Annotated in this window: 25 protein-coding genes; 12 read left to right on the forward strand and 13 right to left on the reverse strand. The window is 65.6% G+C overall.

Annotation, left to right across the window (positions count from 1 at the left end):
• Positions 1-7: 7 nt before the first annotated feature.
• The 10 genes from PVW49_RS14360 to PVW49_RS14405 form a co-directional block, all read right to left on the reverse strand.
• Positions 8-730: an aspartate/glutamate racemase family protein gene (locus tag PVW49_RS14360; protein ID WP_274590868.1), complete on the reverse strand. Its 723-nt coding sequence runs from the start codon at positions 728-730 to the stop codon at positions 8-10.
• The gene (locus PVW49_RS14365) at positions 727-2,169 is read right to left on the reverse strand and encodes an amidohydrolase family protein (RefSeq protein WP_074837876.1); all 1,443 of its coding nucleotides are present in this window, start codon (positions 2,167-2,169) and stop codon (positions 727-729) included. Before PVW49_RS14365 ends, PVW49_RS14360 begins: the two co-directional genes overlap by 4 nt.
• Positions 2,166-3,638 (reverse strand): amidohydrolase family protein, encoded by a 1,473-nt coding sequence (locus tag PVW49_RS14370; RefSeq protein WP_074837879.1) that lies wholly within the window; start codon positions 3,636-3,638, stop codon positions 2,166-2,168. Before PVW49_RS14370 ends, PVW49_RS14365 begins: the two co-directional genes overlap by 4 nt.
• Positions 3,638-4,828 carry an amidohydrolase family protein gene (locus PVW49_RS14375; protein ID WP_048535878.1) on the reverse strand — a complete coding sequence of 397 codons (1,191 nt, stop codon included), beginning with the start codon at positions 4,826-4,828 and terminating at the stop codon, positions 3,638-3,640. The genes PVW49_RS14370 and PVW49_RS14375 overlap by 1 nt, the downstream gene beginning before the upstream one ends.
• Positions 4,828-5,451, reverse strand: a complete 624-nt coding sequence (locus PVW49_RS14380; protein ID WP_274590869.1) for a flavin reductase family protein — start codon at positions 5,449-5,451, stop codon at positions 4,828-4,830. Before PVW49_RS14380 ends, PVW49_RS14375 begins: the two co-directional genes overlap by 1 nt.
• The gene (locus PVW49_RS14385) at positions 5,451-6,527 is read right to left on the reverse strand and encodes an ABC transporter ATP-binding protein (protein ID WP_274590870.1); all 1,077 of its coding nucleotides are present in this window, start codon (positions 6,525-6,527) and stop codon (positions 5,451-5,453) included. Before PVW49_RS14385 ends, PVW49_RS14380 begins: the two co-directional genes overlap by 1 nt.
• Entirely contained in the window at positions 6,524-7,516 is a 993-nt protein-coding gene (locus PVW49_RS14390; RefSeq protein ID WP_048535881.1) for an ABC transporter ATP-binding protein, read from the reverse strand. Before PVW49_RS14390 ends, PVW49_RS14385 begins: the two co-directional genes overlap by 4 nt.
• A gap of 11 nt (positions 7,517-7,527) precedes the next feature.
• A complete protein-coding gene (locus tag PVW49_RS14395) occupies positions 7,528-8,460 on the reverse strand; it encodes an ABC transporter permease (protein ID WP_048535882.1) in 933 nt (310 codons plus the stop codon).
• A gap of 12 nt (positions 8,461-8,472) precedes the next feature.
• The gene (locus PVW49_RS14400; protein WP_074837889.1) at positions 8,473-9,441 is read right to left on the reverse strand and encodes an ABC transporter permease; all 969 of its coding nucleotides are present in this window, start codon (positions 9,439-9,441) and stop codon (positions 8,473-8,475) included.
• A gap of 98 nt (positions 9,442-9,539) precedes the next feature.
• Positions 9,540-11,120, reverse strand: coding sequence for an ABC transporter substrate-binding protein (locus PVW49_RS14405; RefSeq protein WP_048535885.1), 1,581 nt, complete (start codon positions 11,118-11,120; stop codon positions 9,540-9,542).
• Between the two features lie 188 nt (positions 11,121-11,308).
• Here PVW49_RS14405 and PVW49_RS14410 point away from each other — a divergent pair, with 188 nt between their 5' ends.
• The gene (locus PVW49_RS14410; RefSeq protein WP_158499073.1) at positions 11,309-12,031 is read left to right on the forward strand and encodes a GntR family transcriptional regulator; all 723 of its coding nucleotides are present in this window, start codon (positions 11,309-11,311) and stop codon (positions 12,029-12,031) included.
• A 54-nt stretch (positions 12,032-12,085) separates the two neighbouring features.
• Here PVW49_RS14410 and PVW49_RS14415 read toward each other — a convergent pair whose 3' ends face one another.
• Positions 12,086-12,667 carry a L,D-transpeptidase gene (locus PVW49_RS14415; RefSeq protein ID WP_048535889.1) on the reverse strand — a complete coding sequence of 194 codons (582 nt, stop codon included), beginning with the start codon at positions 12,665-12,667 and terminating at the stop codon, positions 12,086-12,088.
• Between the two features lie 209 nt (positions 12,668-12,876).
• Here PVW49_RS14415 and PVW49_RS14420 point away from each other — a divergent pair, with 209 nt between their 5' ends.
• A complete protein-coding gene (locus tag PVW49_RS14420; RefSeq protein ID WP_274590871.1) occupies positions 12,877-14,262 on the forward strand; it encodes a hypothetical protein in 1,386 nt (461 codons plus the stop codon).
• A gap of 19 nt (positions 14,263-14,281) precedes the next feature.
• On the opposite strand, the gene PVW49_RS14425 is transcribed toward PVW49_RS14420, so the two are convergent.
• Complete coding sequence (locus tag PVW49_RS14425) at positions 14,282-14,992, reverse strand: DnaA N-terminal domain-containing protein (protein WP_274590872.1); 711 nt, start codon at positions 14,990-14,992, stop codon at positions 14,282-14,284.
• A 369-nt stretch (positions 14,993-15,361) separates the two neighbouring features.
• On the opposite strand from PVW49_RS14425, the gene PVW49_RS14430 reads away from it, so the two are divergent.
• A complete protein-coding gene (locus tag PVW49_RS14430) occupies positions 15,362-16,672 on the forward strand; it encodes an AAA family ATPase (RefSeq protein WP_139211457.1) in 1,311 nt (436 codons plus the stop codon).
• Positions 16,669-17,697 carry a ParB/RepB/Spo0J family partition protein gene (locus tag PVW49_RS14435; protein WP_274590873.1) on the forward strand — a complete coding sequence of 343 codons (1,029 nt, stop codon included), beginning with the start codon at positions 16,669-16,671 and terminating at the stop codon, positions 17,695-17,697. The genes PVW49_RS14430 and PVW49_RS14435 overlap by 4 nt, the downstream gene beginning before the upstream one ends.
• A gap of 34 nt (positions 17,698-17,731) precedes the next feature.
• Here the strand turns inward: PVW49_RS14435 and PVW49_RS14440 are convergent, their stop codons facing one another.
• Positions 17,732-18,703: a LysR family transcriptional regulator gene (locus tag PVW49_RS14440; RefSeq protein ID WP_274590874.1), complete on the reverse strand. Its 972-nt coding sequence runs from the start codon at positions 18,701-18,703 to the stop codon at positions 17,732-17,734.
• 139 nt (positions 18,704-18,842) lie between these two features.
• Between PVW49_RS14440 and PVW49_RS14445 the strand changes: the two genes are divergently transcribed.
• From PVW49_RS14445 to PVW49_RS14480, 8 genes are all read left to right on the forward strand, one after another.
• The gene (locus PVW49_RS14445) at positions 18,843-19,862 is read left to right on the forward strand and encodes a TRAP transporter substrate-binding protein (RefSeq protein WP_274590875.1); all 1,020 of its coding nucleotides are present in this window, start codon (positions 18,843-18,845) and stop codon (positions 19,860-19,862) included.
• A 79-nt stretch (positions 19,863-19,941) separates the two neighbouring features.
• Entirely contained in the window at positions 19,942-20,484 is a 543-nt protein-coding gene (locus PVW49_RS14450; protein ID WP_048535734.1) for a TRAP transporter small permease, read from the forward strand.
• A gap of 3 nt (positions 20,485-20,487) precedes the next feature.
• Positions 20,488-21,828: a TRAP transporter large permease gene (locus PVW49_RS14455; protein ID WP_048535736.1), complete on the forward strand. Its 1,341-nt coding sequence runs from the start codon at positions 20,488-20,490 to the stop codon at positions 21,826-21,828.
• Between the two features lie 14 nt (positions 21,829-21,842).
• A complete protein-coding gene (locus PVW49_RS14460) occupies positions 21,843-22,352 on the forward strand; it encodes a universal stress protein (RefSeq protein ID WP_074837750.1) in 510 nt (169 codons plus the stop codon).
• A gap of 11 nt (positions 22,353-22,363) precedes the next feature.
• A complete protein-coding gene (locus PVW49_RS14465) occupies positions 22,364-22,762 on the forward strand; it encodes a nuclear transport factor 2 family protein (protein WP_048535739.1) in 399 nt (132 codons plus the stop codon).
• Between the two features lie 39 nt (positions 22,763-22,801).
• Complete coding sequence (locus tag PVW49_RS14470; RefSeq protein WP_274590876.1) at positions 22,802-24,199, forward strand: NAD(P)/FAD-dependent oxidoreductase; 1,398 nt, start codon at positions 22,802-22,804, stop codon at positions 24,197-24,199.
• Positions 24,200-24,226: 27 nt separating this feature from the next.
• Positions 24,227-26,017, forward strand: coding sequence for a sulfoacetaldehyde acetyltransferase (gene xsc / locus PVW49_RS14475; protein ID WP_274590877.1), 1,791 nt, complete (start codon positions 24,227-24,229; stop codon positions 26,015-26,017).
• Positions 26,018-26,074: 57 nt separating this feature from the next.
• The coding region (locus PVW49_RS14480; RefSeq protein ID WP_274590878.1) for a putative sulfate exporter family transporter at positions 26,075-26,543 on the forward strand (469 nt) is incomplete at its 3' end.

A 26,543-nucleotide genomic window follows, 5' to 3' on the forward strand; every position in this document is an offset into this window, starting at 1 on the left:
CGCCCGTTCAGGGCGCGGCCACGCAGGGCACCGTGCGCTCCCGCTCCGTGCCGCCGGCATAGGCGCCCGCCGGCGAGGTTTTCAACCCGGCCGCCACCAGTGCCTCGGCCAGGGTCACTGCACAGGTCACCCCGTCGATCACCGGCAGGCCGAAGCGCCGCGCCAACCGGTCGTTCAGGTCTGCCATGCCGGCACATCCGAGCACGATGGCATCGGCCCGATCCTCCGAGATCGCCGCAGCGATCTCGGCGGCGATACGTGTCTCGGCCCGGGCCGGATGGGTCTCGAGCTCGAGCACCGGCACGTCTGTGGCCCGCACCCCGACGCAGCGCCGGGCCAGCCCGTAGCGGTCGAGGTTGTCCTCGAGCCCCGGCACCGACCGCGCCAGGGTGGTGACCACGGCAAACCGTGTGGCGATCATCGTCGCGGCGTGAAACCCCGCCTCGCCGATCCCGATCACCGGCCCGTCAAAGACACAGCGCAGCGCATCGACGCCGGTGTCGTCGAAACAGGCCACCACAACCGCATCGACATCCGGGTGCCGCCGCGCCACCTCGAGCAGCCCCTGCTGGCTGCGCGCGACATCAAGGAAACCCTGGATGCTTTCGGGGCCGATGTCGGGCTGGGTGGCAATGATCTCGGTGCCCGGCCGCGCCACCCGGCGCGCGGCGGTGGCGATCTTGGCGGTCATGGCGCGGGTGGTGTTGGGGTTGATGACAAGCAGCCTCATGTCGCGGGCCTTTCTTCGGGAGATCTTGCAGAGCGCCACAGCCGGGCGGGTTCGTCGCGCAAGCCGGTCAGCCCGGCGTCGCGGATGGCGCGGTCGGCCGCCTCGGTTGCCTCTGCCAGCACCGTCTCCGGGTCCAGCGTTTGCGACCGGCGCTCGCGCAACACGACGCGGCCGTTGACCAACACGGTCTCGACATCGGCGGCATTGGCGAAATGGGTCACCGCATGCAGCGGCATGGCCTGCGGCGTCAGATGCGGTTTGCCCATGTCGATCAGCACCACATCGGCTTTCTTGCCGACCTCCAGCGAGCCGAGATCATCCGCGCGGCCCAGCGCGCGGGCGGCATCGATGGTGGCCATCTCCAGCACCTTGCCCGGCGGCAGGACCGTCGGGTCGCGGAAGTGGCGGCGGTGATAATGCATCGCCTGCGCCATGTGGCGGAACATGTCATAGCCCCGGTCCGGTGCGGCGGCGTCGGAGCCGAGCGCCACGGTGATGCCCCGGTCGATCATCTCAGGCGCCGGGCAGCGGCCGAAGATCGACATGATGGCGCTGGGGTTATGGGCCACGGCGGTGCCGGTCTCTTGCAGTGCCTCGATGTCCTCTTCGGTCAGATCGACGCAATGCGACAGGAGGGCATGCGGCCCCAGCAGCCCCAGCGCGCGGGCATAGGCAATGGTGCCGTCGCGGTGGCCGTCCTGGGTGAGCAGCACGTCATGCCGGGCGCGCAGGTCGCAGACCGCTTCGGTCATCCGCCGCACCTCGGCTTCGGGCACCTCCCCCCGGTCGTCGCTGCCATAGACCGGCATGACGAGGCAGACGCCGGTGCCGGCATCCAGCAGATCGTCATGCGCCGCGATCAGCGCCTCGCTGACCTCGAGCTGTCGCACGAAACCGACCGCGACGGGCGCGCCGTCCGGCCCGTGATAGGGCAGCGGAAACGGCGGCCGGTTCGGACCCACCGCCAGCACCGTGCGAAGGCCCGCATCGCGGGTGGCGGCGCAATGGGCGGCGCCAAAGGCCGGGTCGTCGGTGCGATAGATATCGGCGCCACCGCCCAGCAGGGTGACACAGGTGGTCACCCCGCCCATCAGCCGCTCGAGCAGCGAGAGCCGCGCTTCGGCGGCCCAGAAGCCGGGCCCGGTCGGGCCGGTATAAAGCCGCGCGCAGGCGTCGAACCAGGTCGAGACATCGCCGGCCCCCAAGGCCCGCACCAACCCGTGACCGGCATGGGAATGACAGTCGATCAGGCCGGGAATGGCCACCCTGCCCCGCGCCTCGATCACCTCGCCCGCCCGGTCGGCCAGCGGCGCCAATTCGGCGTCGGGTCCGATGGCGGTGATCCGGTCGGCCTCGATGGCGATGGCGGCATCCTCAATCACCCTTCGGTCGGCATCGACGGTCAGCGCGGTGACATGGCGGATCAGGATATCGGTCATGCCGGCGCCTTTCGCAGCGGGTAGGAGGCGGGGAAGATCTCGTCCAGCGGCGGATGGCCGAAGGTGCGGTCGGGGTATTGCGCCTTCATCGCGTCGAACCGCTGCTGCGCGCCCGCGCGCAGGGCGTCATGGTCAACGCCGGGGATGGCGCCATCCTCCATCACCGTGCGGCCCTCGATCACCACCGTCCGCACATCGCGGCCCGAGCCGTTGAGCATCAGTGTCTGGATCGGATCGATCACCTGCCCCATGGCCGGATCATCGAGCCCGATGACGGTGATATCCGCCCGCGCGCCGGGGCGCAGCCGGCCCAGATCGTCGCGGCCCAGCGCCCTGGCGCCGCCCAGGGTCGCCGCGTCATAGAGATCGGCGGCGCTGACGGCGCCAGCGGCGCGGCGCGCCAGCCGCGCGGTGATCAGCCCGATCTGCATGTTGAGGATCATGTCGGGCGGATGGGTGTCGGTGCCCATGCCGATGGTCAGCCCGGCGTCGCGATAGGCGGCGAAATTGTCCATCGCCGTGCCGCCCCGCGCCATCACCAACGGGCAATGCGCCAGCGCCGCGCCGCTTTCGGCGATGATCTCCAGATCGGGCGCCTCATGGGTCATGCCGTTGCGCCCCGCCAGATAGGTCAGATGCGGCAGGATCGCGCGCGGCGAGAGAAAGCCGATATCGCGCAGCCATTCCGCCGGGCTGCGGCCATGCATCCGCAAAACGCTCTGATACTCGAAGGCCGACTGACAGCAATGCAGCCGCACCGGCACCTCCAGCTCGCGCACAGCCTCGGCGGTGCGCGCCAGCAGCGTCTCGGTGCAGGTCTCGATCCGGTCGGGCGCCAGCATGGTGCGGATCAGCCCGCCGCCCTGCCCCTCGAAATCGCGGCAGAAGCGCAGCGCCTCTTCCAGCCCGGACAGGCCGCGCGCCTCGTCGAAATGAAAGCCGATCTCGCCGGCGCCTTTGACGTAGGTATTGCCACTGCGATAGGCGGGGCCGAGGTAGACGCGCAGGCCCAGCTCTTCGGCTGCCGCGGCCGCGCCGGCAAATTCCTCGCGGGTCTCGCCCCATTCGCGATAGAACAGCGAGGCGATGGGCAGCGCGGTGGTGATGCCATTGGCGATCAGCCGGGTGAAGGCATAGCGTTTCTGCCAGACCAGATCCTCCGGCGAGTACATCTCGCGCGGGCCCGCCTGCATGTAGCTCTCGGGCCAGACGCGGCCCTTTTTCCAGGCCGGCTGGTTGTCGAGACCGAGGATGGTGCTGTCGAGATCCGAAAGCGCATCGAGGTCGATGAACCCCGGGCCGATCAGCGCCGCACCGCAGTCGATGCGCCGCGCCACCTCGCCGGGGAAATCATGGCCGACAAAGACGATCTCGCCGCCCTCGTAAACCACCTCGCCACGGGGCAAGAGCAGATGGCGGCCGTTTTCGTGGCCGACCACCCAGTCGGCTGTCATCAGCGTGCGGTCCATCACGGCGCCTCCTGCACGGCTTTGCCATCGCGCGCGACGATGCGCCCGGCCTTGAGCACCAGCCGGCGCGGCGGATGCGAGACCACCGCATGGGTCACCGTCTCGGCCTCCACCAGCACCAGATCGGCGGTGCAGCCTTCGGTGATGCCATGGCCCGCCAGCCCCATGACCCGCGCCCCGGCGCCAGAGCAGCACCAGAAGGCGTGTTCGACGTCACGGTCGGCGCGCAGGTTGTTGCGCAGGCCCAAGAGCATGGCGCGTTCCAGCATGTCGGCATTGCCATAAGGCCCCCAGGTATCGCGGATGCCGTCGGAGCCGGCGCAGAGCACCACCCCGGCGGCCCGCAGATCCTCGGCCAGCGGCACCGGGCGCGACGGCGTGGCGACGGTGGCGATATGCACCTGCGCCTCGGCCAGTTCGGCCACCAGCGCACGGGCGCGGTCGCGGTCGGGCATGCCGAGGCAGAAGGCGTGGGAAATGGTTACCCGCCCCTGCATCCCGTGGGCACGGGTGCGGTCGAGGATCATCTCCATCGAAAAGGCGCCAAGCTCGCCCGGTTCATGCAGGTGGATGTCGATCGGCTTGCCGTATTTCTCGGCCAGCGCAAAGACCGCGTCGAGCTGCCCCTTGGGATCGGCGTCGATGCCGCAGGGATCGAGCCCGCCGACCACGTCGGCCGGGCCTTGCAGCGCGCGCTCCATCAGTTCGAGCGTGCCGGGGCGCGACATCAGCCCGGATTGCGGAAAGGCGACGATCTCGATGTCGATCTGCCCGGCGAGTTCCTCGCGGGTGCGGGCGACGCCCTCGATCCCCGCCAGCCCGCAATCGGTGTCGATGTCGACATGAGAGCGGATCGCCGTCGAGCCATGGCCGAGCGACAAGAGCGCCTGCCGCATCGACTGGCGGTAAGGGTCGATGTTCCACTCCTTGCGCAGCTTGCGCTCGTTGTCGATCTTGTCGCGCAGGGAGGGCCCGGCCTGATGTTCGCGCCAGCCCATGCCCCAGAGTGACTTGTCGAGATGGGTATGCGCCTCGACCAGACCGGGCAGCGCCAGCGCGCCGCCGCAATCCTCGGCCGTCAGCTCTTCGGCGGCGAGGTCTTTGCCGATGCGGGCGATACGGCCCGCGCGGACCTCCATGTCGCAGGTCTCCTGCCCGAGCGGGCGCAGGTTCTTCAGCAGGATATCCATCAGCTCGCTTTCGCCGCGGCCAGCGCCGCGGTCGCCTTGAGCTCGAACTGCCGGTCCGAGACGATGTAATTGTCGGCATGCAGCCGCGCCACCGGCTGATAGACCTCGGGCCGCACATAACGCCCGGCGGCGTCGAGACAGGCGTCGCGCACATGCATCTGCACCACCTCGCCCAGCACGATGGCGCGGCGCGGGTAGTCGATGATCTGGCTCACCCGGCATTCCATCGCCGCCGGCGCCTCCTCCACCCGCGCCGGCGCGATCTTGAGCGAGGGCGCATGACTGAGGCCGGTGAGTTCCACCTCGTCAACGTCATCGGGAAAGCCGATGCCGCAATCCACCATCTGCTGCGCGATCGCCATGTCGCAGAGGTTGACGGTGAACTCTTGCGACCGGCGGATGTTGCGCAAGGTCTCCTTTTCGCTGCCGCAGGGCTTGGCCTGGATGCCGAGGATGACAATCGGCGGATCCTGCGAGAAGACGTTGAAAAAGCTCATCGGCGCGGCGTTGGGCCGGCCCTCGGCATCGCAGGTCGTCACCAGCGCGATCGGGCGCGGGGCGACGAAGCTGCACAGCAGGCGGTAGCGGTCCTGCGGCGGCAAGGCCTCGAAATCGAATTCCATCAGGCGGCCCCCCGCGCCAATTGCATGCGTGCGCCCTCGCCGGTTTCGCACGCCACCGTTTCCGGCGTGTCGCGCCCCTCCTCGACCGCGTGGCAGGCAACGATGCTGCCCCCGGCCCGCCTGCGGGCCTCGGGGGCCTGCGCCCGGCAGCGGTCATTGGCCAGCGGGCAGCGCGGGTTGAAGGAACACCCGGGCGGCGGGGTGATCGGGTTCGGCACCTCGCCGATCACCGGCGCGCGGTTGCGCCGGCCCATGGTGATGTCGGGCACCGTGTCCATCAGCAGGCGGGTGTAGGGATGTTCCGGCGCCGAAAAGATGCGCTCGGCCGGCCCGGCCTCGACCAGCCGGCCCAGGTACATGACGCCGACATAGTCGGACATGAAGTCCACCACCGCCAGGTCATGGCTGATGAACAGATAGGTCAGCCCCAGCTCGTCCTGCAAATCGCGCATCAGGTTGAGAACCTGGCTCTGCACCGAGACGTCGAGCGCCGAGGTCGGCTCATCGCAGACCAGGAACTCGGGTTTGGACGAGATCGCCCGGGCAATCGAGATCCGCTGGCGTTGACCGCCGGAGAATTCATGCGGGAACTTCTCGCCATCGCGGGCCGAAAGGCCGACCAGCTCCAGCAGGCGGCCCACTTCGGCCCGTTCCTCGGCCTTCGAGGAGGTGATGCCGAAACTGCGCAGCGGCTCGGCGATGATGTCGCGCACCCGCCAGCGCGGATTGAGGCTGGCATAGGGATCCTGAAAGATCATCTGAATGCGCTTGCGAAAAGCCCCCCGGTCGGCGGCGGCCAGCTTGGTCAGATCGGTGCCGTCAAAGGTGATCTTGCCCGCGCTTGCCCCGTGCAGCCCGACCACCAGCTTGGCGACGGTGGATTTGCCGCAGCCGGATTCGCCCACCAAGGCAAAGGTCTTGCCGCGTGGAATGTCGATGTTGAGCCCGTCGACGGCGCGCAGGCTGCGGCGGCCCTTGCGCTCGATCAAGCGGTTCAGCAGCGGCGGCGAGAGGTCGAAGGTCTTGGACAGGCCGTCGAGCGCGACCAGCGGCTTCTGTTCGGTTGCGGTGCTCATGCCGGTTCCTCCTGGTAGAGATGACAGGCGACATGGCCGCCCTCGACCGGCAGCGCCGCCGGTCTGGTCTGTTGGCAGGTGTCAAAGGCGCGCGGGCAGCGCGGGTGAAAGGCGCAGCCCGAGGGCAGATCGGTCAGCCGCGGCATGGCGCCGTCGATCTGGGTCAGTCGCTGGACGCCCGAGCCGACGCGCGGGATCGATTGCATCAGACCCTTGGTATAGGGGTGGCGCGGGTCGCGGACGACGCGGTCGACCGATCCGATCTCGACCACCCGGCCGGAATACATCACCGCCACGCGGTCGGCGGTCTCGGCGATCACCCCCATGTCGTGGGTGACGAGGATCACCGCCGCGCCGCGTTCGCGGCACATCTTCTTCAGCAGGTCGAGGATCTGCGCCTGGATCGAGACGTCGAGCGCGGTGGTCGGCTCGTCTGCGATCACCAGCGACGGCTCGGCACAGAGCGCCAGCGCGATCACCACCCGTTGCCGCATCCCGCCCGAGAACTGGTGCGGATACTGGTCGATCCGCGCCTCAGGGGCGGGAATGCCGACCTCGGCCAGGCATTCGATGGCGCGGGCGCGCGCCGCCTCCTTGCTCTTGGGCAGATGGGTACGGATGGTTTGCACCAGTTGCTGGCCGACGGTCATCAGCGGGTTGAGGCTGGTCAGCGGGTCCTGAAAGATCGCGCCGATCCGGCGGCCGCGCAGCCGCCGCATCTCATCCGGCGACAGGGTGTCGATGCGCTTGCCCTCGAAGAGGATCTCGCCCCGGTCGATGCGGCCGGGCCGCTCCAGCAACCCGGTGATGGCGGTGCCGGTCAGCGATTTGCCGGCGCCGCTTTCGCCCACCATGCCGAGGATTTCGCCCGGCGCCAGATCGAAGGTGATGCCGTCGACCGCGCGCAGCGGCCCGTGGCGGGTGTCAAAGCAGATCGACAGGTCGCGCACGCTGAGCAGCGGGGCATTGGGGAAGGTCGTTGTACTCATCGTCATTCCTTTCAGCGCAGCTTGGGGTTCAGCGCGTCGCGCAGCCAGTCACCCAGCAGGTTGACCGCCAACACCAGCGCCACCAACGTCAGCGAGGGGAAGATCACCACCCACCAGACACCCGAGAAGAGATATTCGTTGCCGACGCGGATCAGCGTGCCGAGCGAGGGGTTGGTGGGCGGCATGCCGACCCCGAGGAAAGAGAGCGTCGCCTCGATCAGGATCGCCATGGCCAGGTTGATGGTCGCAATCACCAGCACCGGGCCCATGACGTTGGGCAGGATGTGGCTGAACAGGATGGCAAAGGGTTTCCGGCCGACAAGCTGCGCCGCATAGACGTATTCGCGCGAGCGTTCGACCATGGTCGATGAACGCACGGTCCGGGCATATTGCACCCAGGTCGTCACGGTGATGGCAAAGACCAGGACGATCAGAGCCGCGCTGTCGTGCATTTCGCGTGGCAGCGCGCCGCGGACGATCCCGCTGACCAGCAGCGCCACGAGGATGGTGGGAAAGCTCAGCATGACGTCGGCGATCCGCATGAAGAAGGCGTCGATGGCGCCGCCGAAATAGCCCGAGACCAGGCCGATCACGATGCCGATCACCATGGCGAAGGCGACCGAGACAAAGCCCACCGCCAGCGAGATCCGCGAGCCGTAGAGGATGGCCGAGAACACGTCGCGGCCCTGGTTGTCGGTGCCCAGCAGGAAGCGGGGATCGCCGCCCTCGGCCCAGACCGGGGGCAATTCGCTGTCCCACAGGCTCAGCGTCGAGACGTCGAAGGGATCATGCGGCGCGATCCAGGGCGCCAGAACGGCGGCCAGCACGATCACCAGCGTCACGACAAAGGCGCCGACGGTGATCCACGAGGTCCGGAACTTGTAGAACAAATCGCTTTCGATGATCGCGGCGAGGCGGGATTGGGGGAATGCTTCAAGAGACATCATGAACCTCCTTCACGCCCGCACCGAGAGGCGCGGATCGATGGCGAAGTAGAGAAGATCGACGATCATGTTGATCGCCACGAAGACCAGCGCCACCAGCACCAGGTAAGCGGACATCACCGGGATGTCGGCAAAGCTCACCGCCTGGATGAACAGCAGGCCCATGCCCGGCCACTGGAACACCGTCTCGGTGATGATGGCGAAGGCGATCATCGAGCCCAGTTGCAGCCCGACGATGGTGATCACCGGCATCAGGGTATTGCCGAGCGCATGGCCGAAGTGCACGGCGCGGTTCGACAGGCCACGGGCGCGGGCGAAGCGCACGAAATCCGATCGCAGCACCTCCATCATCTCGGCCCGCACCAGCCGCATGATCAGCGTCACCTGGAACAGCCCCAGCATCACCGCCGGCAGGATCAGCGACTTGAGCCCGCTCACGGTCAGGAACCCGGTGGACCACCAGCCGATGTCAACAGTCTGGCCGCGTCCGAAGCTGGGCAGCCAGTTCAACCAGACCGAAAAGATCAGGATCAGCAGGATGCCGGTCACGAAAGTCGGCACCGATATGCCGATCAGCGAGGCGACGTTGAGTGTATTTGCCAGGAAACCCTTGGGATGCAGCGCCGCATAGATGCCCATCGGCACCCCCAGCAGCAGGGCAAAGACCGCCGCCGCCAGCACCAGTTCGAGCGTGGCCGGCAGGCGTTCGGCGATCATCTCCGAAACCGCGCGCTTGTTGCGGTAGGAAACGCCGAATTCCCCCTGCACCGCGCCGGTGACGAACTTGGCGAATTGCGTGGTCACGGGCTGATCGAGGCCGAGCTGTTCACGCAGCACCTGGCGATCCTCGACAGAAGCATTTTCGGGCAGCATGGAGTTCACCGGGTCGCCGATGAAACGGAACATGGAAAAGGCGATAAGGGCGACGGCGAGCATGACCAGCACGGATTGCATCAGCCGTCTGAGAACGTAGGCGATCATCGTGGAACCTCCACTTTGCGATCAGGGTGTCACGGGGGACTGTCAGAAATCGTCGCAGGCCCACGCGCAGGATGCACGCGGGCCCGCTCCGGGGAGGATCAGTCGATGGTGGCGTACCAGAGCCGCGGCTTGTTGTCGGCGGCGGCGGGGATGTTCACCCCGTCCCGCACCGCCCAGGCCAGCGGCTGCTGGTGCAGCGGGATGATGGCCACGTCGTCGCGGGCAATCTTCAGCGCCTCGGTCATCATCGCCGTGCGCTTGTCGGTATCCAGCTCCACCGCGACCTTGGCGGTCAGCGCGTCCAGTTCGGCGTTGGAATAGCGACCGGGGTTCCAGGCCCCCATCCGCTCGCCCGGGGTGTGCAGCAGCGCCGAGAGCACCGAATAGGTATCGAGCATCGGCAGGGTCGCCCAGCCCACCATGTAGACATCGGAGCCGCCGCCCAGCACCTTCTCGAAGTGTTTCGACGGGGTCTGCGACGACAGGTTGGCCTTGACCCCGATCCGCGACCACATCGAGGTGATGGCCTGGCAGATCTCCTCGTCGTTCACGTAGCGACTGTTGGGGCAATCGAGCCCGACCTCGAAGCCGTCGCCATAACCGGCCTCGGCCAGCAGCGCCTTGGCCTTTTCGGCATCGGCCGGCGGCAGCACGTCGAGCGCCGCGTCATAACCCGGCACCGGCGGCGCCACCAGCAGCGCCGAATTGCGCGACATGTCCCGCATGATCTTCTTGCGGATCAGCTCCATGTCGATGGCGCGCCAGAGCGCTTCGCGCACCCGGCGATCCTGCAACGGGTTGGCATCGGTGAGGTTGGAGTTGTGCAGCTTCTCGGTCTGGTTCATGCCCAGCATGATGGTGCGCAGCGCCGGCGCGATGATCGCCTTGGCTCCGTCAGAGCGGTTGATCCGGTCGATGTCTTGCAGCGGCGCCGGCATGATGAAATCCAGCTCGCCCGAGAGCAGCGCGGCAATCCGCGTGGCATCCGAGCCGATCGGGCTGAACTCGATCCGGGTCAGGTTGTGTTGCGGCTCGTCCCACCAGTCTTCGTTGACGGTCAGCACGGTGCTGGCGTCGGGCTGACGGCTTTCGAGAATGAAGGGCCCGGTGCCGTTGGAATTGGCCACCGCATAGTTTTCGCGGCCGCCGCGCATGTCGGCGGGCAGCAGAGCGTCATTCTCCTCCATCCATTCGCGGTCGAGGATGTGGATGTTGGTCAGATAATTGAGCACGATCGGATCCGGCCCGGTGAGGATCAGGTCGACGGTCAGGTCATCGACCTTTTCGACCGAGGCCATCGAGGGGATGTTGCTCTTGACCGGCGAACTTTCATGCGCGGCGCGCTCCAGCGAGGCGACGACGTCATCTGCGGTGAAGGGATTGCCGTTGTGAAAGGTCACACCCTCGCGCAGCGAAAAGCGCAGGCGGGTCGGTTCGACGAATTCCCAGGACGTGGCCAGCGCCGGCTCGACCTCGAGGTCCTGATTGTAGCGCACCAGGCCTTCGTAGACGTGGTTGAGAAAACCGATGGTGTTGCTCTCGGTCATCGAATGCGGGTCCATCGCCGCGATGTCGGAGGAATCGGCCATGCGCAGGGTGTTCGCGCCAGCGGCTCCGGCCAGAAGCGCTGTCAGCGCGCCAACGGCGATCCCGGTTTTCAGGCGAGTGGTGAGGGTCATTCAAAGTCTCCTTGTTGATGTGTCGGGTCCGATTCTGACGTCGGGTTAGCTAGATCGTATACAATCTTCGTATGCGATCAAGCTTTTTTCTACCGTTCAAAAATTGTATACATTTTGCCGGCGATCCGTGCTAAACGCTTTGAAGGCATGTCGCGCGGTTGAAAAAACTGGCTGTGGAAGGGATTATGATGAGCAAGGGATTGACCAAGGCCCCCAATGGCACCGCGGCCAAGACCCGCGAATCAATGGACCCGAACCAGATCTACACCCGAATCTTCGACGCCATCGTTGACCACAAGCTGCTTCCCGGCACCCATCTGAAAGAGGACGAGCTCTGCGATCTGTTCGGAGTCGGGCGCACAAGGATTCGCACCGCGCTGTCGCGGCTGTCAGGGGATCACGTGATCGAATTGGTCGCCAATCGCGGCGCCTTTGTCGCGCGCCCCTCGGTCGAGGAAGCGCGCGAGGTGTTTCGGGCCAGAAGGGTGATCGAGGGTCATCTGATCCGCCGCGCCGCCGACATGCGCGACGACGCGATGCACAGTGCGCTGAACGATCATCTGCATACCGAGGACGCCGCCCGCGCCGCCGGCGACGCCGCGCGGGTGATCCGCCGCTGCGGGCGCTATCACCAGGTTCTGGCCGATCAGGCCGACAGCCCGATCATGGCCCGCTTCGTGCGCGAGCTGATTGCCCGGTCATCGCTGATCATCGCGATCTACGAAACCGGCCATCACGGCGATTGCGAGATGGACGAACACCGGCAATTGTCGGAACTGGTATTGCAAGGCAAGGGCGAGGCGGCGGCCGATTTGCTCGACCGGCACCTGACCGGCATCGAGGACCGGCTCGACCTCAAGCCACAGGGCGACCCGGCCAGCGACCTGCGCGCCAGCCTCGGGTTCGGCTGAGCCGCGGCGGGCCCCTGCCCTGCCCGGCTGACCGCCGGACGCGAGCGTCAGGCCTCATGCAAAGGGATACAGCACCACGCGGGTGTCCATCGGAACCTGGTCGTACAGCTCGATGATCTGCGAATTCACCAAACGGGCGCAGCCGTTTGACACTCGGCGGCCGAGCGTGTCGGGATCGTTGGTGCCATGGATGCGCAGAAAGGTGTCGCCGCGCTCCGGCGTGAACAGATAGAGCGCGCGGGCGCCCAGAGGATTGTCGATCCCGCCGGGCATGCCGTCTTTGTACTTGGCGTATTTCTCCGGCTCACGGTCGATCATGCCGGGGGTCGGCGTCCAGCTCGGCCATTCCTTCTTGGCCCCGACATAGAATTCGCCCGATTCGTAGAGCCCGGGCCGGCCCACGCCGACGATGTAGCGCATCGCGTCGCCGCCGGGCAGCGTCCAGTAGAGCGCGAATTCGATCGGGTTGACGTGAATCTCGCCGGGGGCAAATCCCGGACCCATGCGGACCAGACGCGGCAACATGGCCTCCGGCAACTCATGATCCTTGACCTCGGCTTCATGCGCCTTGGCCACTCCGGGCAGCGACATTGCCGCCAGCCCCATCCCGGTTTTCAAAAGTTCGCGTCGGTTCATAGCTGTGCCTCTCGTCCGTAGTCTGCGCGCAATTTCGCGCCTTGTCTCGGGCTCAACCACTTGTATAGGCCCTGGTTCCGATCACATGAGATCACATCCCTGCGCGAGCGGTCCGGCCAAAACCCGCCGCGCTCTCTGGACCTTGGCGGCGCGGCTTCGTAACAGTTGGGCGACGCGGCGCGGCCCGCGCAGCCAATCCCGGAGCCCGCATGACACCGAACTCCCCCCTCGACCGGGCCGCCGCCGTCCTGCTGGCGCTGCTCGTGCTGCTGACCGGGCTGGTCGAATGGCGGGTGCCCGCAGCCGAAACGCCGCGTGCCCTGGTGGCGGCGGCGGTGGTGGTCCTGCTGGCACCGCGCATCCGCGCCTCGCGGCTGGCCTTCGTGGCGGTCGGGCTGGGGCTGACGCTCTGGACCGGTGCCGTTTCGGACAATTGGGCGGCGGTTCTGGCCCGGGGCCTTGCCTCGGCCGGATTCATCGGCGCCTTCTTCTGCGCGCTGGCGACCCTGCGCAGCATTGCCCAGAGCTCGCCGGCGATTGCCGACGCCGGGCGTTACCTGGCCTCGCAGCCGCCGGGCCGGCGCTATCTGGCGCTGAGCCTCGGCGGCCACATGTTCGCGCTGCTGCTGAGCTATGGCGCGATCGCGCTGCTTGGCGGGCTGGCCACCTCTGCGGCCGCGGCAGACAGCGACCCGGTGATCCGAGGCCACCGCAGGCGGCGCATGCTGCTGGCGATCCAGCGCGGCTTTGTCTCGACGCTGCCCTGGTCGCCGCTGGCGTTTTCCATGGCGATCACCACCGTGCTGATCCCCGGCGCAAGCTGGCGCGATGCAGCCCTGCCCGGCATGGTCTCGGCGCTGATCCTCGCCGGGCTCGGCTGGGCGCTGGACACGCTGCTGAAGCCGCGGCTGGCCGTCCGCCCCCCACCCCGCCCCATCGAGGGCTCGTTCCGCCGGCTGACGCCGCTCTTTGTGCTGTTGGCGCTGCTCGGGGTGTCGGTCGGCGGGCTGCACCTGCTGACCGAGGTGCGTATCGTCGGTGTGGTGCTTCTCGTGGTGCCGCTGATCTCGCTGGTCTGGGCGCTGCTGCAATATCGCGGCGCTATCGCCGCCCCGGCGCGGCAATTCCTCTTTACCGACCTCCCCGGCTATCGCGGAGAGATCGTGTTGCTGATGATGGCCGGCTATATCGGCACGCTCGGCGCGCCGCTGCTGGCGCCGATCATGGCCGGGCTGGGGCTTGACCTGGGGGTGATGCCGCCCTGGCTGCTGCTGGTCTCTCTGGTGTGGATCGTGCCGTTGCTGGGCCAGCTCGGGATGAACCCGATCCTCGGGGTCACCCTGATTGCGCCGCTTATCCCCGAGGCCGCAAGCCTAGGTGTCACCCCGGCGGCGCTGGTCACCGCGATTGTCGCCGGTTGGGCCATTGGCGGCATCTGTTCTCCCTTTACCGCCACCACCATCCTGACCGGCAGCTTCGGCGGTGTCAGCCCGCTGCATGTCGGCCTGCGCTGGAACGGGCTCTTCGTGATCACCCTCGGGCTGGCGCTGAGCCTCTGGACACTGCTCTATGCCTTCGTGCTGGCCCCGGCCTGACGCGCGGCATCCCACGGTGTCAGGCGCAGATCTCGATCCGCCTGAGTTCGGGGAATTCCATCTGCGCGGTGCCCAGAAGCAGCCGCTGATGATGGGTCTGAACATACCGCGCCTGAAACTGCGACGGCGCCCGAAGCGTCAGCACGCCGGCCTCGCAGGCCCCGGGTGTAAGCGCGGCGAACCAGCTTCGGTGCAATGCCGGTTCGAGCTGCGCCAGCCGCGCCAGCGTTCGCGCCCAGGGACCGCCCTGCCCGGCGGGTGGATCGATCTGCTGCGGTGGGTCCGCCGGTTGGGCCGCCGCGAAATCGACCTGTGTCACCGTGGGCGCTGCGGGTGGCGGCCCCTGGTGCGCCATCCGGTCGGCGTAGTCCGGGCCGACCCGATCCCAGACCGGCGCGCTCAGCCGGTGGATTTCGGCTATGTTGAGCCGGTAGGCGGCCACCCTGCCTCGCACCCCCGGTCGAAGCTGAAGCAGGATCGATGCCGCCGTCAGCCGCTTGATCTCGCGTTTCACCGTCCGTTCGTCGACCGACCAGAGCCGCGCCATTTCGCGTTGCCCGACGGTTAGCTCGTTGCGGCCCCAGTTGTAGCGTGCCGTCACCAACGCCACCAACCGCAGCATCGAGGTCTGAAACCCGGGAGAGCCGCTCAACCCCGCCACCGACAGCGCAGTCAGAAGATCGTACTTCTGTGACCCCGCCTGTGGCCCGGTATACCGCTTTGCATCCATATCTGCCCACTCTTTGCCTCCGGGATCGTCTCTCTGTCCGATTCCCGTTCTGGTGTTGAGTGTTCACTAATCCCGTTTTTTGTCAACAACGAGTTAAATACGGGAACGCTCTCTGAAATCCTGAAAATAAAGAAATAGAAGGTATATTGGTATAGGGGGACACTCAGTTGTCACCCTATTGCCCACTGTCTGTCACCCTATATCCTGCGATTGGCATCACGGTGTCACCCAATTCGTTGCAGGTTCTCCACAAATTTCCCGTTTTTCCCGGCGCTTCCGGCAAAAATCGCGATTTCGGGATTTCTGCGTTTTGCGCTTCGGTAAAATCCGGTTATTCAGGCTTCAATAGCATAAAACGCGAGTGAGGTCATGCGAGATCATTCCAACCTGCAATCGATGAACGAACGAAGCCTTGCGCAACAGGCGGCGGTCCGCAAGGCGACCTTCTCTCCGGGCGAAGAGAAAATCCTGCGTCCGTTCTCGATCTGGGAAATCAGCCAGTTCATGTTCAACGTGCCTGCCGATACCTTGCGCAAGAAGCTGGCCGACGACCCGTCGCTGCCGCAGGGCGCCACCGAAGAGGACGGCCGGCAGCGCTGGTTCTCGCTGGCCGAGATCAACGAGCTGCGCCGCCGCATCCGGTTTCGCGGCAAGACCCTGCTGCCCAAACGCCCCGGCGGCCGGGCGATGCGGGTCGCGGTGTCGAACTTCAAGGGCGGTGTCGGCAAGACGGTGGTGGCGCAGCACCTGGCCAATGCCGCCGCGCTCGACGGCTACCGCGTGCTGGTGGTCGATTTCGATCCGCAGGCGACCCTGACCCATTCCATGGGGCTGGTCGAGGTCAAGGAATGGAACACCGTCTGGGGCATCATGTGCCGCGATCTCTGCCGCGAGGCCGACCGCATTGCCGCCGCCTATGACGACCCCGCCGATTGCCCCTACCCCACCGCCGACGAGCTGCCGGAGGATGTGCAATCGATCGGCGCCCAACGGGTGCAGGATTTCATCCAGAAAACCGCCTGGCCCACCATCGACATCATTCCCTCTTGCGCCAATGCCGCTTTTGTCGAATTTGCCAGCGCGCAATATCGCTCGATGCACAAGGCCTGGAGCTTCTTTGGCTGCGTCGCGCGATATCTGGACGAGTTGCCGGACGACCAATTCGATCTGATCATCTTCGATTGCCCGCCCGCCATCGGCTATCAGTCGCTGAACGCCGCCTTTGCCGCCGATATCCTCTATATCCCCTCCGGCCCCGGCTATTGGGAATATGACAGCACCACCAGCTTTCTGGGCCAGCTCGGCGATGCGCTCGAGGATATTTCGGAGGGGTATGCCAGGATCGCCCAGGACGCCGGTATCACTCTGCCCAAGCAGTTCGATGACATCCGGCTGCTGATGACCCGTTTCGAGGCGTCGAACCCGTTGCATGTCGCGATGATGGAGGCGTTCCGCAATGTCTTTGGCGCCGACGTCTGCAACAACGCCATCGAGATGACCCGCGCGGTCGAGCAATCGGGGCGCTTTCAGATGTCGGTCTACGAACAGGATTATCGCCAGATGACGCGCGAGACATGGAAGCGCGCGCGCCAGTCGTTCGATGCCACCTATGACGAGTTCAAGGAGGTGGTGTTGCGCGCCTGGGAGCGGCGCGAGGCAAAAGAGGAGGTTGAGGCATGAGCAAGAACAAATTCGGTTTCGGCCCGATCGAGACGCCGGACACCCCCAAGCGCAAACGCGAGGTCGGCCCGATGGGGGCCGCGGTGCGCGAAGCGGCCGGATCGCTGGCCGAAAGCACCGAGAGCCTGGTCGAGCAGCGCCGGCAGAATGCGTCCGACGCCAAGGAATGGCGCCGGGCGCAGGGCGAGGGCCGGGTGCTTGTCGAGATCGCGCTCGGTGACATCCAGACTGACGCCCTGCCGCGTGACAGGCTCGATCTCGACGCGGTGGCCGCCTCGGACGAGATGGAGGAACTCAAGACCTCGATCCGCGAACGCGGCCAGAAGGAGCCGATCGAGGTCTTTGCCGTCGCCGGCGGCTATCAGCTCAAGAAAGGCTGGCGACGGCTGACCGCGCTGCGACAGCTTTACAAGGAAACCGCCGACGACCGCTTTGCCCATGCGGTGGCGCGGGTCGATGACGGCGCGGTGAACCGCATCGATCTCTATATCGACATGGTCGAGGAGAACGTCATTCGCGAAGACCTGACCTTTGCCGAGATGGCACAGGTGGCGATCATCGCGGCGCGCGAGGAGGGGCAGGCGGCCGCCGATCTGGTCAGCCGGATCTATGCTTCGCTGCACAAGATGAAGCGCAGTTATATCCGCAGCTTCGTCTTCCTGCTGGACGAGCTGGACACGGCGCTGAAATTCCCCAAGGCGGTGGCGCGCAATCTGGGGGTCGAGGTGGCGCGGCGGTTGCAGGGGGCGCCCGATCTGGCGCCGGCCCTGCGTGCGGATCTGGCAGAGGCGGAGACCGCCGAAGAGCAGACCGCCATCCTGCGCCGCTTTGCCGATGGCACCGCCCAGACGCCGCGCAAGCCGCAGGCTGAGAAAAGCGTGAAGTACGAATTTCACGTCGGCAGCACCAAGGTGACCGCCCGCAAGGGCGAATGCCGCATCCTGTCAGAGATCGATTTCTCGTCGGTCGATCGCAAGCGGCTGCAACACGCGATCGAGGCTTTCGAGGCCGCGCTGAACCGGTAACCCGCGGGTTACCACAGCGACCGTAACCCATGGGTTACCCGCAACGCCCGCCCACATTGGCGGGCGTTCTGCTTTGCGGGGCAGGGGATCCGGCGGGATAGGTTTCGCGCAGCACATCGAGGAACACCCGGGTCAGCCGGTTCGGCTCGGGTGCGCGGCGGGTGGCGGCGGCAAAGGAGGTGCGATAGTGAATCTGGTCTGGCAGCACCCGGCGCATTTTGTCCTGCTGCTCGAATTGCTCGGCCATATGGGCCGGGATGAAGCCGACGTATTGGCCCGACAGCACCAGCATCGCCAGCATCATCTCGTTCTGCACCACGGCCCGGGACCGCATGTTCAGTGATTGCCCGACCTGGAGGTTGGGCGAGTTGAACGAGATACCAGCATATCGCGCGCCACGCACCGTTTCCAGATCGAGCGCCTCGGGTGCGTCAAAGAACGGGTGACCGCGGCCGCAATAGAGGTACATGTCCTCGCCATGCACCGGCATGTAATCGAGGCCGGGCAGGGGGCGGTGACGGGCGATGATGCCGATATCGAGCTGTCCCTCCTGAAGCCGTGCCTCGATAATGTTGGGCGGCAACATCGACAGGTCGAGATCGACATCCGGCGCACGGTCCGAAAACAGCCGCAGCGCATGGCTCAGCCGCGCCTCGGGGTTGGAAATGCTCTGATCGAAGGCGGCGATGCGCAGTGTGCCGACCAGTTTTTGCCGCACCTCGTTCATCCGGGTGCGAAAGTCGCGCACCGATTCCAGAAGCGCATCGGTGGCCGTCAGAACCTGCGCGCCTTCGTCGGTCAAGAAAAACCCGGCGGGCCCTCGGTTGCACAGTCGAAAGCCAAGTCGTGTTTCCAGGTCGGACAGGTGTTTCGAAATCGTCGAGCGGCCGGTGTTTAGCTCGGATTCGGCGGCCGAGATGCCGCCGCATTCCGCCACCGTCTTGAAAATCCGCAACAGTTTCAGGTCGGCATTGCCGATCTGCGGGATGAGCATCTGTCGGGCCATGGCAATGTTTCCGATTTATGAAACCATACTTTCAATCTGGCACATTTTTGCACGCATTGAAACGCCCTATACCGGCCCCATCGTGCTTTGGGATAACGAACCCCGAGGCGGGAAATTTTAACTGCCTCGGGAGGATGGCATGACTTTCATTGGAAAACTGGCGCGTTTCGGCACGGCGGTCTCGCTGGCGGCGCTGATCGCGGCGGCTCCGGCCTCGGCCAAGAATTTCAAGATCGCGGTCGGCGATGGCGCCGGCGGCACCCAGGAAGCGCTTGGCAAGGCCTTCGTCGCCGCGCTCGAGGAAAATACCGGCGGCGCTCATACCGGCACGCTGTTTCTCAACGGCCAGCTTGGCTCCGAGCAAGACACCGTCAATGACGCCGCCATGGGCCTGCTGGATTTCTCGATCCTCGCGATCAACAACGTCACGCCGTTTTCGCCCAGCGTCGGCGTGCTGACCCTGCCCTACATGATGCTGAGCCTCGAGGATGCCGAAACCCTGACCCAGGGCCCGATCGGCCAAGAGCTGGTGGAAAACACCCTGCGTGACAGTGGCGTGCGCATCCTCGGCTGGGCCTATTCCGGCTTTCGCGTCCTTACCAACTCGAAGAAACCCGTGACCACCGTCGCCGATCTTCAGGACCTGGTGGTGCGCGTGCCGAAAAACGAGATCATGATCGCCACCTACAAGGCCTGGGGTGTGAACCCGACGCCGATGGCCTGGTCCGAGACGTTCGCCGGCCTGCAAACTGGCGTGGTGGACGGTCAGGACAACCCCTATATCACTGTTTACTCAATGAAATTCGACGAGGTTCAGAGCCACGTCACCAATCTGCGCTACCTGTTCTCGATCGAGCCGCTGATCGTGTCGGAAGCGGTGTTCCAGGGCTTGTCGGAAGAGGAACAACAGGCCGTTCTGGACGCGGGGCAGGCGGCCACCGAATTTTCGGCCCAGTATCTGCGCGAGCAGGAAGAGCAGATCAAGAACGTGCTGGTCGAGCGCGGCATGCAGATCTCCGACCCCGCGGACGGCGAGCAGGAATTCATCGATCTCGCCACCAGCGAAGTCTGGCCGCAGTTCTATGATTCGATCGGCGGTGTCGAAAAGCTGAACGAGGCGCTGGCCGCCATCGGCCGCGATCCGGTCGCCACCAACTAACCCGGTTCCCCTCCCCAAACCGGCCGACCGGACGGGGAAGCGCAGACCCGCGCTTCCCCGAACAGGACAGGAGTGCCCCATGCTGGCCCGCATCTTCAACAATCTCGAAAGCCTCATCTGCCGCACGCTGCTCAGCGGCTTCGTGCTGCTGCTCTTCGTTCAGATCGTGGCGCGCGAGGTGTTTGGCTATTCCTTCTCGTGGATCGAGGAACTCAGCGTCTACATGTTCGTCTGGTTCGTGTTCTTCGGTGCCAGTTACGCGGCGCTGAAGGGCGCACACAACCGCGTCACGTTTCAGTTCCGATTCCTGCCGCGCCGCCACGTGAAATGGATCGAGGCCTTTGCCGATCTGTTCTGGGTGGCCTTCAATGTCACCTTCATCTGGCTGTCCTACGACTTTGTCTTCAACAAGATGAACAAGTTCTGGAAAAGCCAGACCCTCGGGATCGAGATGAAATGGGTCTATGTGGTGCTGCCCGTGGCCTTCACCCTGATGACGATCCGCATCCTTCAGGTGAATTACATCAAGCTGGTGCGCGGTGACGACGTGTCCGACCCCGACCAGATCGACCTCGACGCCATCCAGGCCGAAACCCCCGCAACCCGCGTGCAGGAGGCCTGAGCGATGGAAACCGAAATCACCACCCTGCTGTTCGGCTCGTTCCTGCTGCTTCTGATCATCGGCGCGCCGATCACCGTGGCGCTTGGCGTCTCGTCGCTGGTCTCCTTCGTCGTGCTGGGCGACAACCCGATCAAATTCGTGCAGATCGCCTTTACTTCGGTCGGGTCGTTCCCGCTGATGGCGCTGCCCGCCTTCATTCTGGCCGGCGCGCTGATGGAGGCCGCCGGCATCTCGAAGCGGCTGATCAATGTCGCCGAGAGCTTTGCCGGGCCGTTCACCGGCGGCATTTCCGCCGCCACCGTCATGGCCTGCCTGTTCTTTGGCGCGATCTCGGGCTCGGGCCCGGCAACCACCGCCGCCGTGGGCATGCTGATGATCCCGGCGATGATCCGTCGCGGCTATGACAAGGGCTATGCATCCGCTGTCACCGCCTCGTCCGGGGGCCTTGGCATCGTCATTCCGCCGTCGATCCCGATGGTGATCTTCGGCATCGCCGCCCTTGGCATGGTGCCGCCGCCCGAGGCCGTGGCCGAACATGGCACCTTTCAGTCGGTGTCGATCTCCAAGCTCTTCATCGCGGGTTTCGTGCCGGCCTTCCTGATCGCCTCGTCGCTGCTCTTGATGAACTTCCTGCTGGCCCGCAAGCGTGGCTATTCCGGCAATGCCGAAGGCTGGTCGATGCAGACCATCACCACCCAGCTTTACAAGGGCTTCTGGTCGCTGATGGCGCCGCTGGTGATCCTGGGCGGCATCTACACCGGCTTTTTCACCCCGACCGAGGCCGCCATCGTCGCCATCGCCTATACGCTCTTTGTCGGCGTCGTGATCTATCGCGAGCTGACCTGGAAATCCCTGTTCCAGTCACTGGAAGCCACCACCTGGCTCACCGGTCGGGTGCTGCTGATCCTCTTCACCGCCACCGTCTTTGGCCGGCTGCTGGTGGAAAACCAGATCCCCGCGATGATCGCCGAGTCGATGCTCGATCTCACCTCGAACATCTATGTCATCTGGGCGCTGATCATCTTCTTCCTTCTCTTCGTCGGCATGTTCATGGAGACGCTGGCCACGATCCTGATCCTGGTGCCGGTGATGCTGCCGGTGGCCTACAGCGTCGGCATCGACCCGATCCACTTCGGCGTGGTCATGGTCTGCGCGCTCGGCATCGGCTTCCAGACCCCGCCGCTGGGCGAAAACCTCTTCATCGCCTCGGGCATCTCGAACATCTCGATCGAGGAAATCTCGCTCCGGGCGCTGCCCTTCGCCGCGATCAACACGATCACCATCTTCATCATCGCCTTCGTGCCAGAGCTGTCCCTGTGGCTGCCGCGGCTCCTGGGCTACTGAGCGGGGCAGGGGACATGACACCAAGCGTTACCCACATCCTCTTTGCCACCAACCTGTCGCGCAATTCGACCTATGCGCTGCGCCACACCGCCAGCCTGGCGCAGGCCACCGGGGCAAAGATCCACGTACTGCACGTCAACGAGCCGGTCTCGGAAGACGCCCGCATCACCTTCGAGCTTTTCGTTGTGAACGAGGACAGCCGGACATCCGCCACCCGGGCGCGGCATGAAATGGTGCGCAAGCTGCTGGCCGAGCGCCAGGCGCGCTTCTGGGCGGCGCTGGAGGACAAAGACCGCAAGGTCCGCGATCAGGTGACCAGCGTCGAGGTGACCGATGGCTATCCGGCCGAGGTGATCTTGCGCCGCGCCCGCGAGCTGGGCTGCGACCTGATCGTCATGGGCACCCATGACCACGGGCTGTCGCACAGCTTCCTCGGCACCGTCGCCAAGCGGGTGCTGCGCCGATCCGACATTCCCACGCTGATCATCCCCTATCGGGATGACGCCGACACACCCGCCAAATGAAAGGACATGACATGACTACCACGCTTGAGAAAACCCTGACCGCCGACGATCTGGCCGCCACCTTCGACGCCTTCAACCGTCACGACATCGATGGCGTGATGACCCATTTCGCCGAGGATTGTGTGTTCTACACCGTTGGCGGCGACGAGAAATTCGGCGCCAGGGTGGACGGGGCCGAGGCCATTGCCAAGGCATTCTCCGGGGTCTGGGCCGGCATGACCGATGCGCATTGGGATCACCATTCGCATTTCGTGCACGGCGACCGTGCGGTGTCGGAATGGACCTTCTCGGGCACCGACGCGAACGGCATGCGGATCGAGGCCGAGGGCGCCGATCTCTTCACCCTGCGCGACGGCAAGATCGTCGTGAAACAGGCGCTCCGCAAATCCCGCCCGGCCTTCAAGGCCTGATCCCCGCTTTCCCCGCGCACTCTCAGGAGGTTGTTCCAGATGCCCGACGGTTCGATCCCTCTCTGCTGGCCCAAGGCCAGCTACGATCCGAAGTATGATCCCATTGTCGACGCGGGGCCGGGCCACAACCGGGACTTCGCGCCGACCTACTGGGTCGGCACCGCCGGCCCGGCGCCAGAGGACGACGGCCCGATCACCGCCGATTGCGAGGCTGATGTCGTGGTGATCGGCTCGGGCTATACCGGCCTGTCGACCGCGATCCACCTGGCCAAGGATCACGGCTTGCAACCCCTGGTGCTCGAGGCCAATTCGGTGGCCTGGGGCTGCTCCACCCGCAATGGCGGTCAGGCGCAGATCTCCTCGGGCCGGCTCAAGCGGTCGCAGTGGATCAAGCGCTGGGGCGTCGATGTGGCGCGCGCCATGCACGACGAGGTGACTGAGGCCTTCCGGCTTTTCGAGGACCTGATCGCCAGCGAGGAGATCGATTGCGATCCGCAGCCCGGCGGCCATTACTACATTGCCCACCGCGACAAGGTGATGGCCGGGCTTCGCCGCGAATGCGACGTGCTGAACCAGACCTTCGGTTACGGCGCGAAAATCCTCTCGCGCGAGGAACTGCACGCGAACCATGTCAAGGATCAGGAAGCCGCCGGCGCGCTCTGGGAGCCGGATGGCACCTGCATCCACGCCGCCAAGCTGGCCTTTGGTTATGTCCGCATGGCCCGGCGTCTGGGCGCGCGCATCCACACCGCGAGCCCGGTGATGGGCTGGCGGGAGCAGGGCGGCTGGCACTACCTGCGCACGCCGGGCGGCACGGTCAAGACCAGGACCGTCGCCGTCGCCACGGCCGGCTATACTCCGGTCGGCCTGCACAAGCGCACCAAGCATCGGCTGATGCCGATCCTGTCGAACTCGATGGTGACGCGGGTGCTGACGCCCTCAGAGCTCGAGGCCTGCGGCATTCAGGTGACCTCGCCGCTGACCGACACGCGGACCCTGCGCCACTACTACCGTCTGTTGCCCGACAACCGGATGCAGATCGGTTCGCGCAGCGCCGTCACCGGGCGCGATGCCGAGAACGACAAGCATCTGGCGCTGCTGCGGCGCGGGCTGGCACGCAAGTTCCCGGCGCTCGAAGGCATCGGCCTGGATTATTCCTGGTGGGGCTGGGTCGATGTCAGCCACGACATGATGCCCCGGATCTGCCAGCCGGATCGGGAGTCGCGGATTTTCTATGCCATGGGCTATGGCGGCAACGGGGTGATGTATTCCGCCCAGGCCGGCCGCCGCATGGCGCAGCAGATCGCCGGCGAAAAAACCCCCGATCTGCCGATCTTCAATTCGCCGCTGCCCTCGCACGGGCTGCTCACACCGTTCCGCAGGTTGGGCCAGCGCATGGCCTACGGCTGGTACTACCTCAAGGACGAAATCATCTAACGCCCCCGGTTCAAAAGGAGAATTCCCATGAAAATGACCACCGAAGAAGCCTTCGTCAAGGTTCTGCAACGCCACGGCATCCGCCACGCCTTTGGCATCATCGGCTCGGCCATGATGCCGATCTCGGACCTCTTCCCCAAGGCCAAGATCACCTTCTGGGACTGCGCGCATGAAGGCAGCGCCGGCATGATGGCCGATGGCTACACCCGCGCCACCGGCGAGATGTCGATGATGATCGCCCAGAACGGGCCGGGCATCACCAACTTCGTCACCGCGGTGAAAACCGCCTATTGGAACCACACGCCGCTCTTGCTGGTGACTCCGCAGGCGGCCAACAAGACCATCGGCCAGGGCGGCTTCCAGGAAGTCGAACAGATGAAGCTGTTCGAGGATATGGTCGCCTATCAGGAAGAGGTGCGTGACCCGTCGCGCGTCGCCGAGGTGCTGACCCGGGTGATCGCCCAGGCCAAGCGGCTCTCCGGGCCGGCGCAGCTCAACATTCCGCGCGACATGTGGACTCAGGTGATCGACATCGACCTGCCCGACCCGATCGAGTTCGAAGCCTCGCCGGGCGGCGAGACCTCGATCGAGAAGGCGGCGGAGCTGATCTCCAACGCGAAGAACCCGGTGATCCTGAACGGTGCCGGCGTCGTCCTGTCCAATGGCGGTATCACCGCGTCGAAGGATCTGGCCGAACGTCTGACCGCGCCGGTCTGCGTCGGCTATCAGCACAATGACGCCTTCCCGGGCTCGCATCCGCTGTTTGCCGGTCCGCTGGGCTACAACGGTTCCAAGGCGGGCATGGAGCTGATCGCACAGGCCGATGTGGTGCTCTGCCTCGGCACGCGGCTCAACCCGTTCTCGACCCTGCCGGGCTATGGCATGGATTACTGGCCCAAGGACGCCAAGATCATCCAGGTCGACATCAACCCCGACCGCATCGGCCTGACCAAGAAGGTCTCGGTCGGCATCGTCGGGGACGCCGCCAAGGTCGCCAACGGAATCCTGTCGCGGCTCTCCGACACCGCCGGCGACGAAGGCCGCGAAGAGCGCAAGAACCGCATCGCCGAAACCAAGTCGCGGTGGGCGCAGCAGCTCTCCTCCATGGACCACGAGCAGGACGATCCCGGCACCACCTGGAACGAGCGTGCGCGGGAAGCCAAGCCCGACTGGATGTCCCCCCGCATGGCCTGGCGGGCGATCTCGGCCGCTCTGCCGAAAGAGGCGATCATCTCGTCCGACATCGGCAACAACTGCGCCATCGGCAACGCCTACCCGGATTTCGAGGCGGGCCGCAAATACCTGGCGCCCGGTCTCTTCGGCCCCTGTGGCTATGGTCTGCCGGCGATTGTCGGCGCCAAGATCGGCCAGCCGGACACCCCGGTGGTGGGTTTTGCCGGTGACGGCGCCTTTGGCATCGCGGTGAACGAACTGACCGCCATCGGCCGGGGCGAATGGCCGCCGATCACGCAGATCGTGTTCCGCAACTACCAGTGGGGCGCGGAAAAGCGCAACTCGACGCTCTGGTTCGACGACAACTTCGTCGGCACCGAGCTCGACACCCAGGTGAGCTATGCCGGCATTGCCAATGCCTGCGGGCTCAAGGGCGTCGTGGCGCGCACCATGGAAGAGCTCACTGATGCGCTGAACACCGCGATCAAGGATCAGATGGAGAACGGCGTGACCACGCTGATCGAAGCGATGATCAACCAGGAACTGGGCGATCCCTTCCGTCGCGATGCGATGAAGAAACCGGTGCAGGTCGCCGGGATCGATGGCGCCGACATGGCCGCCCCGGTGCGCCTGGCCGCCGAGTAACCCCCTCTCTCCCGGCCTTCAGGGGCCGGGAGACCCCTTTCCCTGACGAGGATCGCCATGCAGACGGCACTTGCCCCCCGCTCCGCCCTTTTCGCCCTGCGCGAGATCGTGCAACCCAAGCTGCACGGCTTTCTTGTTGCGGCGGTCATCGCTGCCGCGGCGCAATTCCTCTCGGACCATTATGGCGCGCCGGCGATGCTGATGGCGCTGCTGCTGGGCATTGCCTTTCACTTCCTGGCCGAAGACGGCCCCTGCAAGCCGGGCATCGAATTCACCGCCCGCTCGGTGCTGCGTTTCGGCGTGGCGCTGCTGGGGGTGCGGATCTCGGCCGAGCTGATGGTGGGGCTGGGCGCAGAGCTGATCGGGCTGGTAATCGCCGGGGTGGTGCTGACCATCCTCTTCGGCCTCGCCGCCGCGCGGCTTCTGGGCCGGGGCTGGCGCTTTGGCGTGCTGACCGGCGGCTCGGTGGCGATCTGCGGCGCCTCGGCCGCCATGGCGATCTCGGCCGTGCTGCCCAAGAACGAAC

The sequence above is a fragment of the Marinovum sp. PR37 genome (assembly GCF_028807375.1).
In the GTDB taxonomy this organism is placed as follows: domain Bacteria; phylum Pseudomonadota; class Alphaproteobacteria; order Rhodobacterales; family Rhodobacteraceae; genus Marinovum; species Marinovum algicola.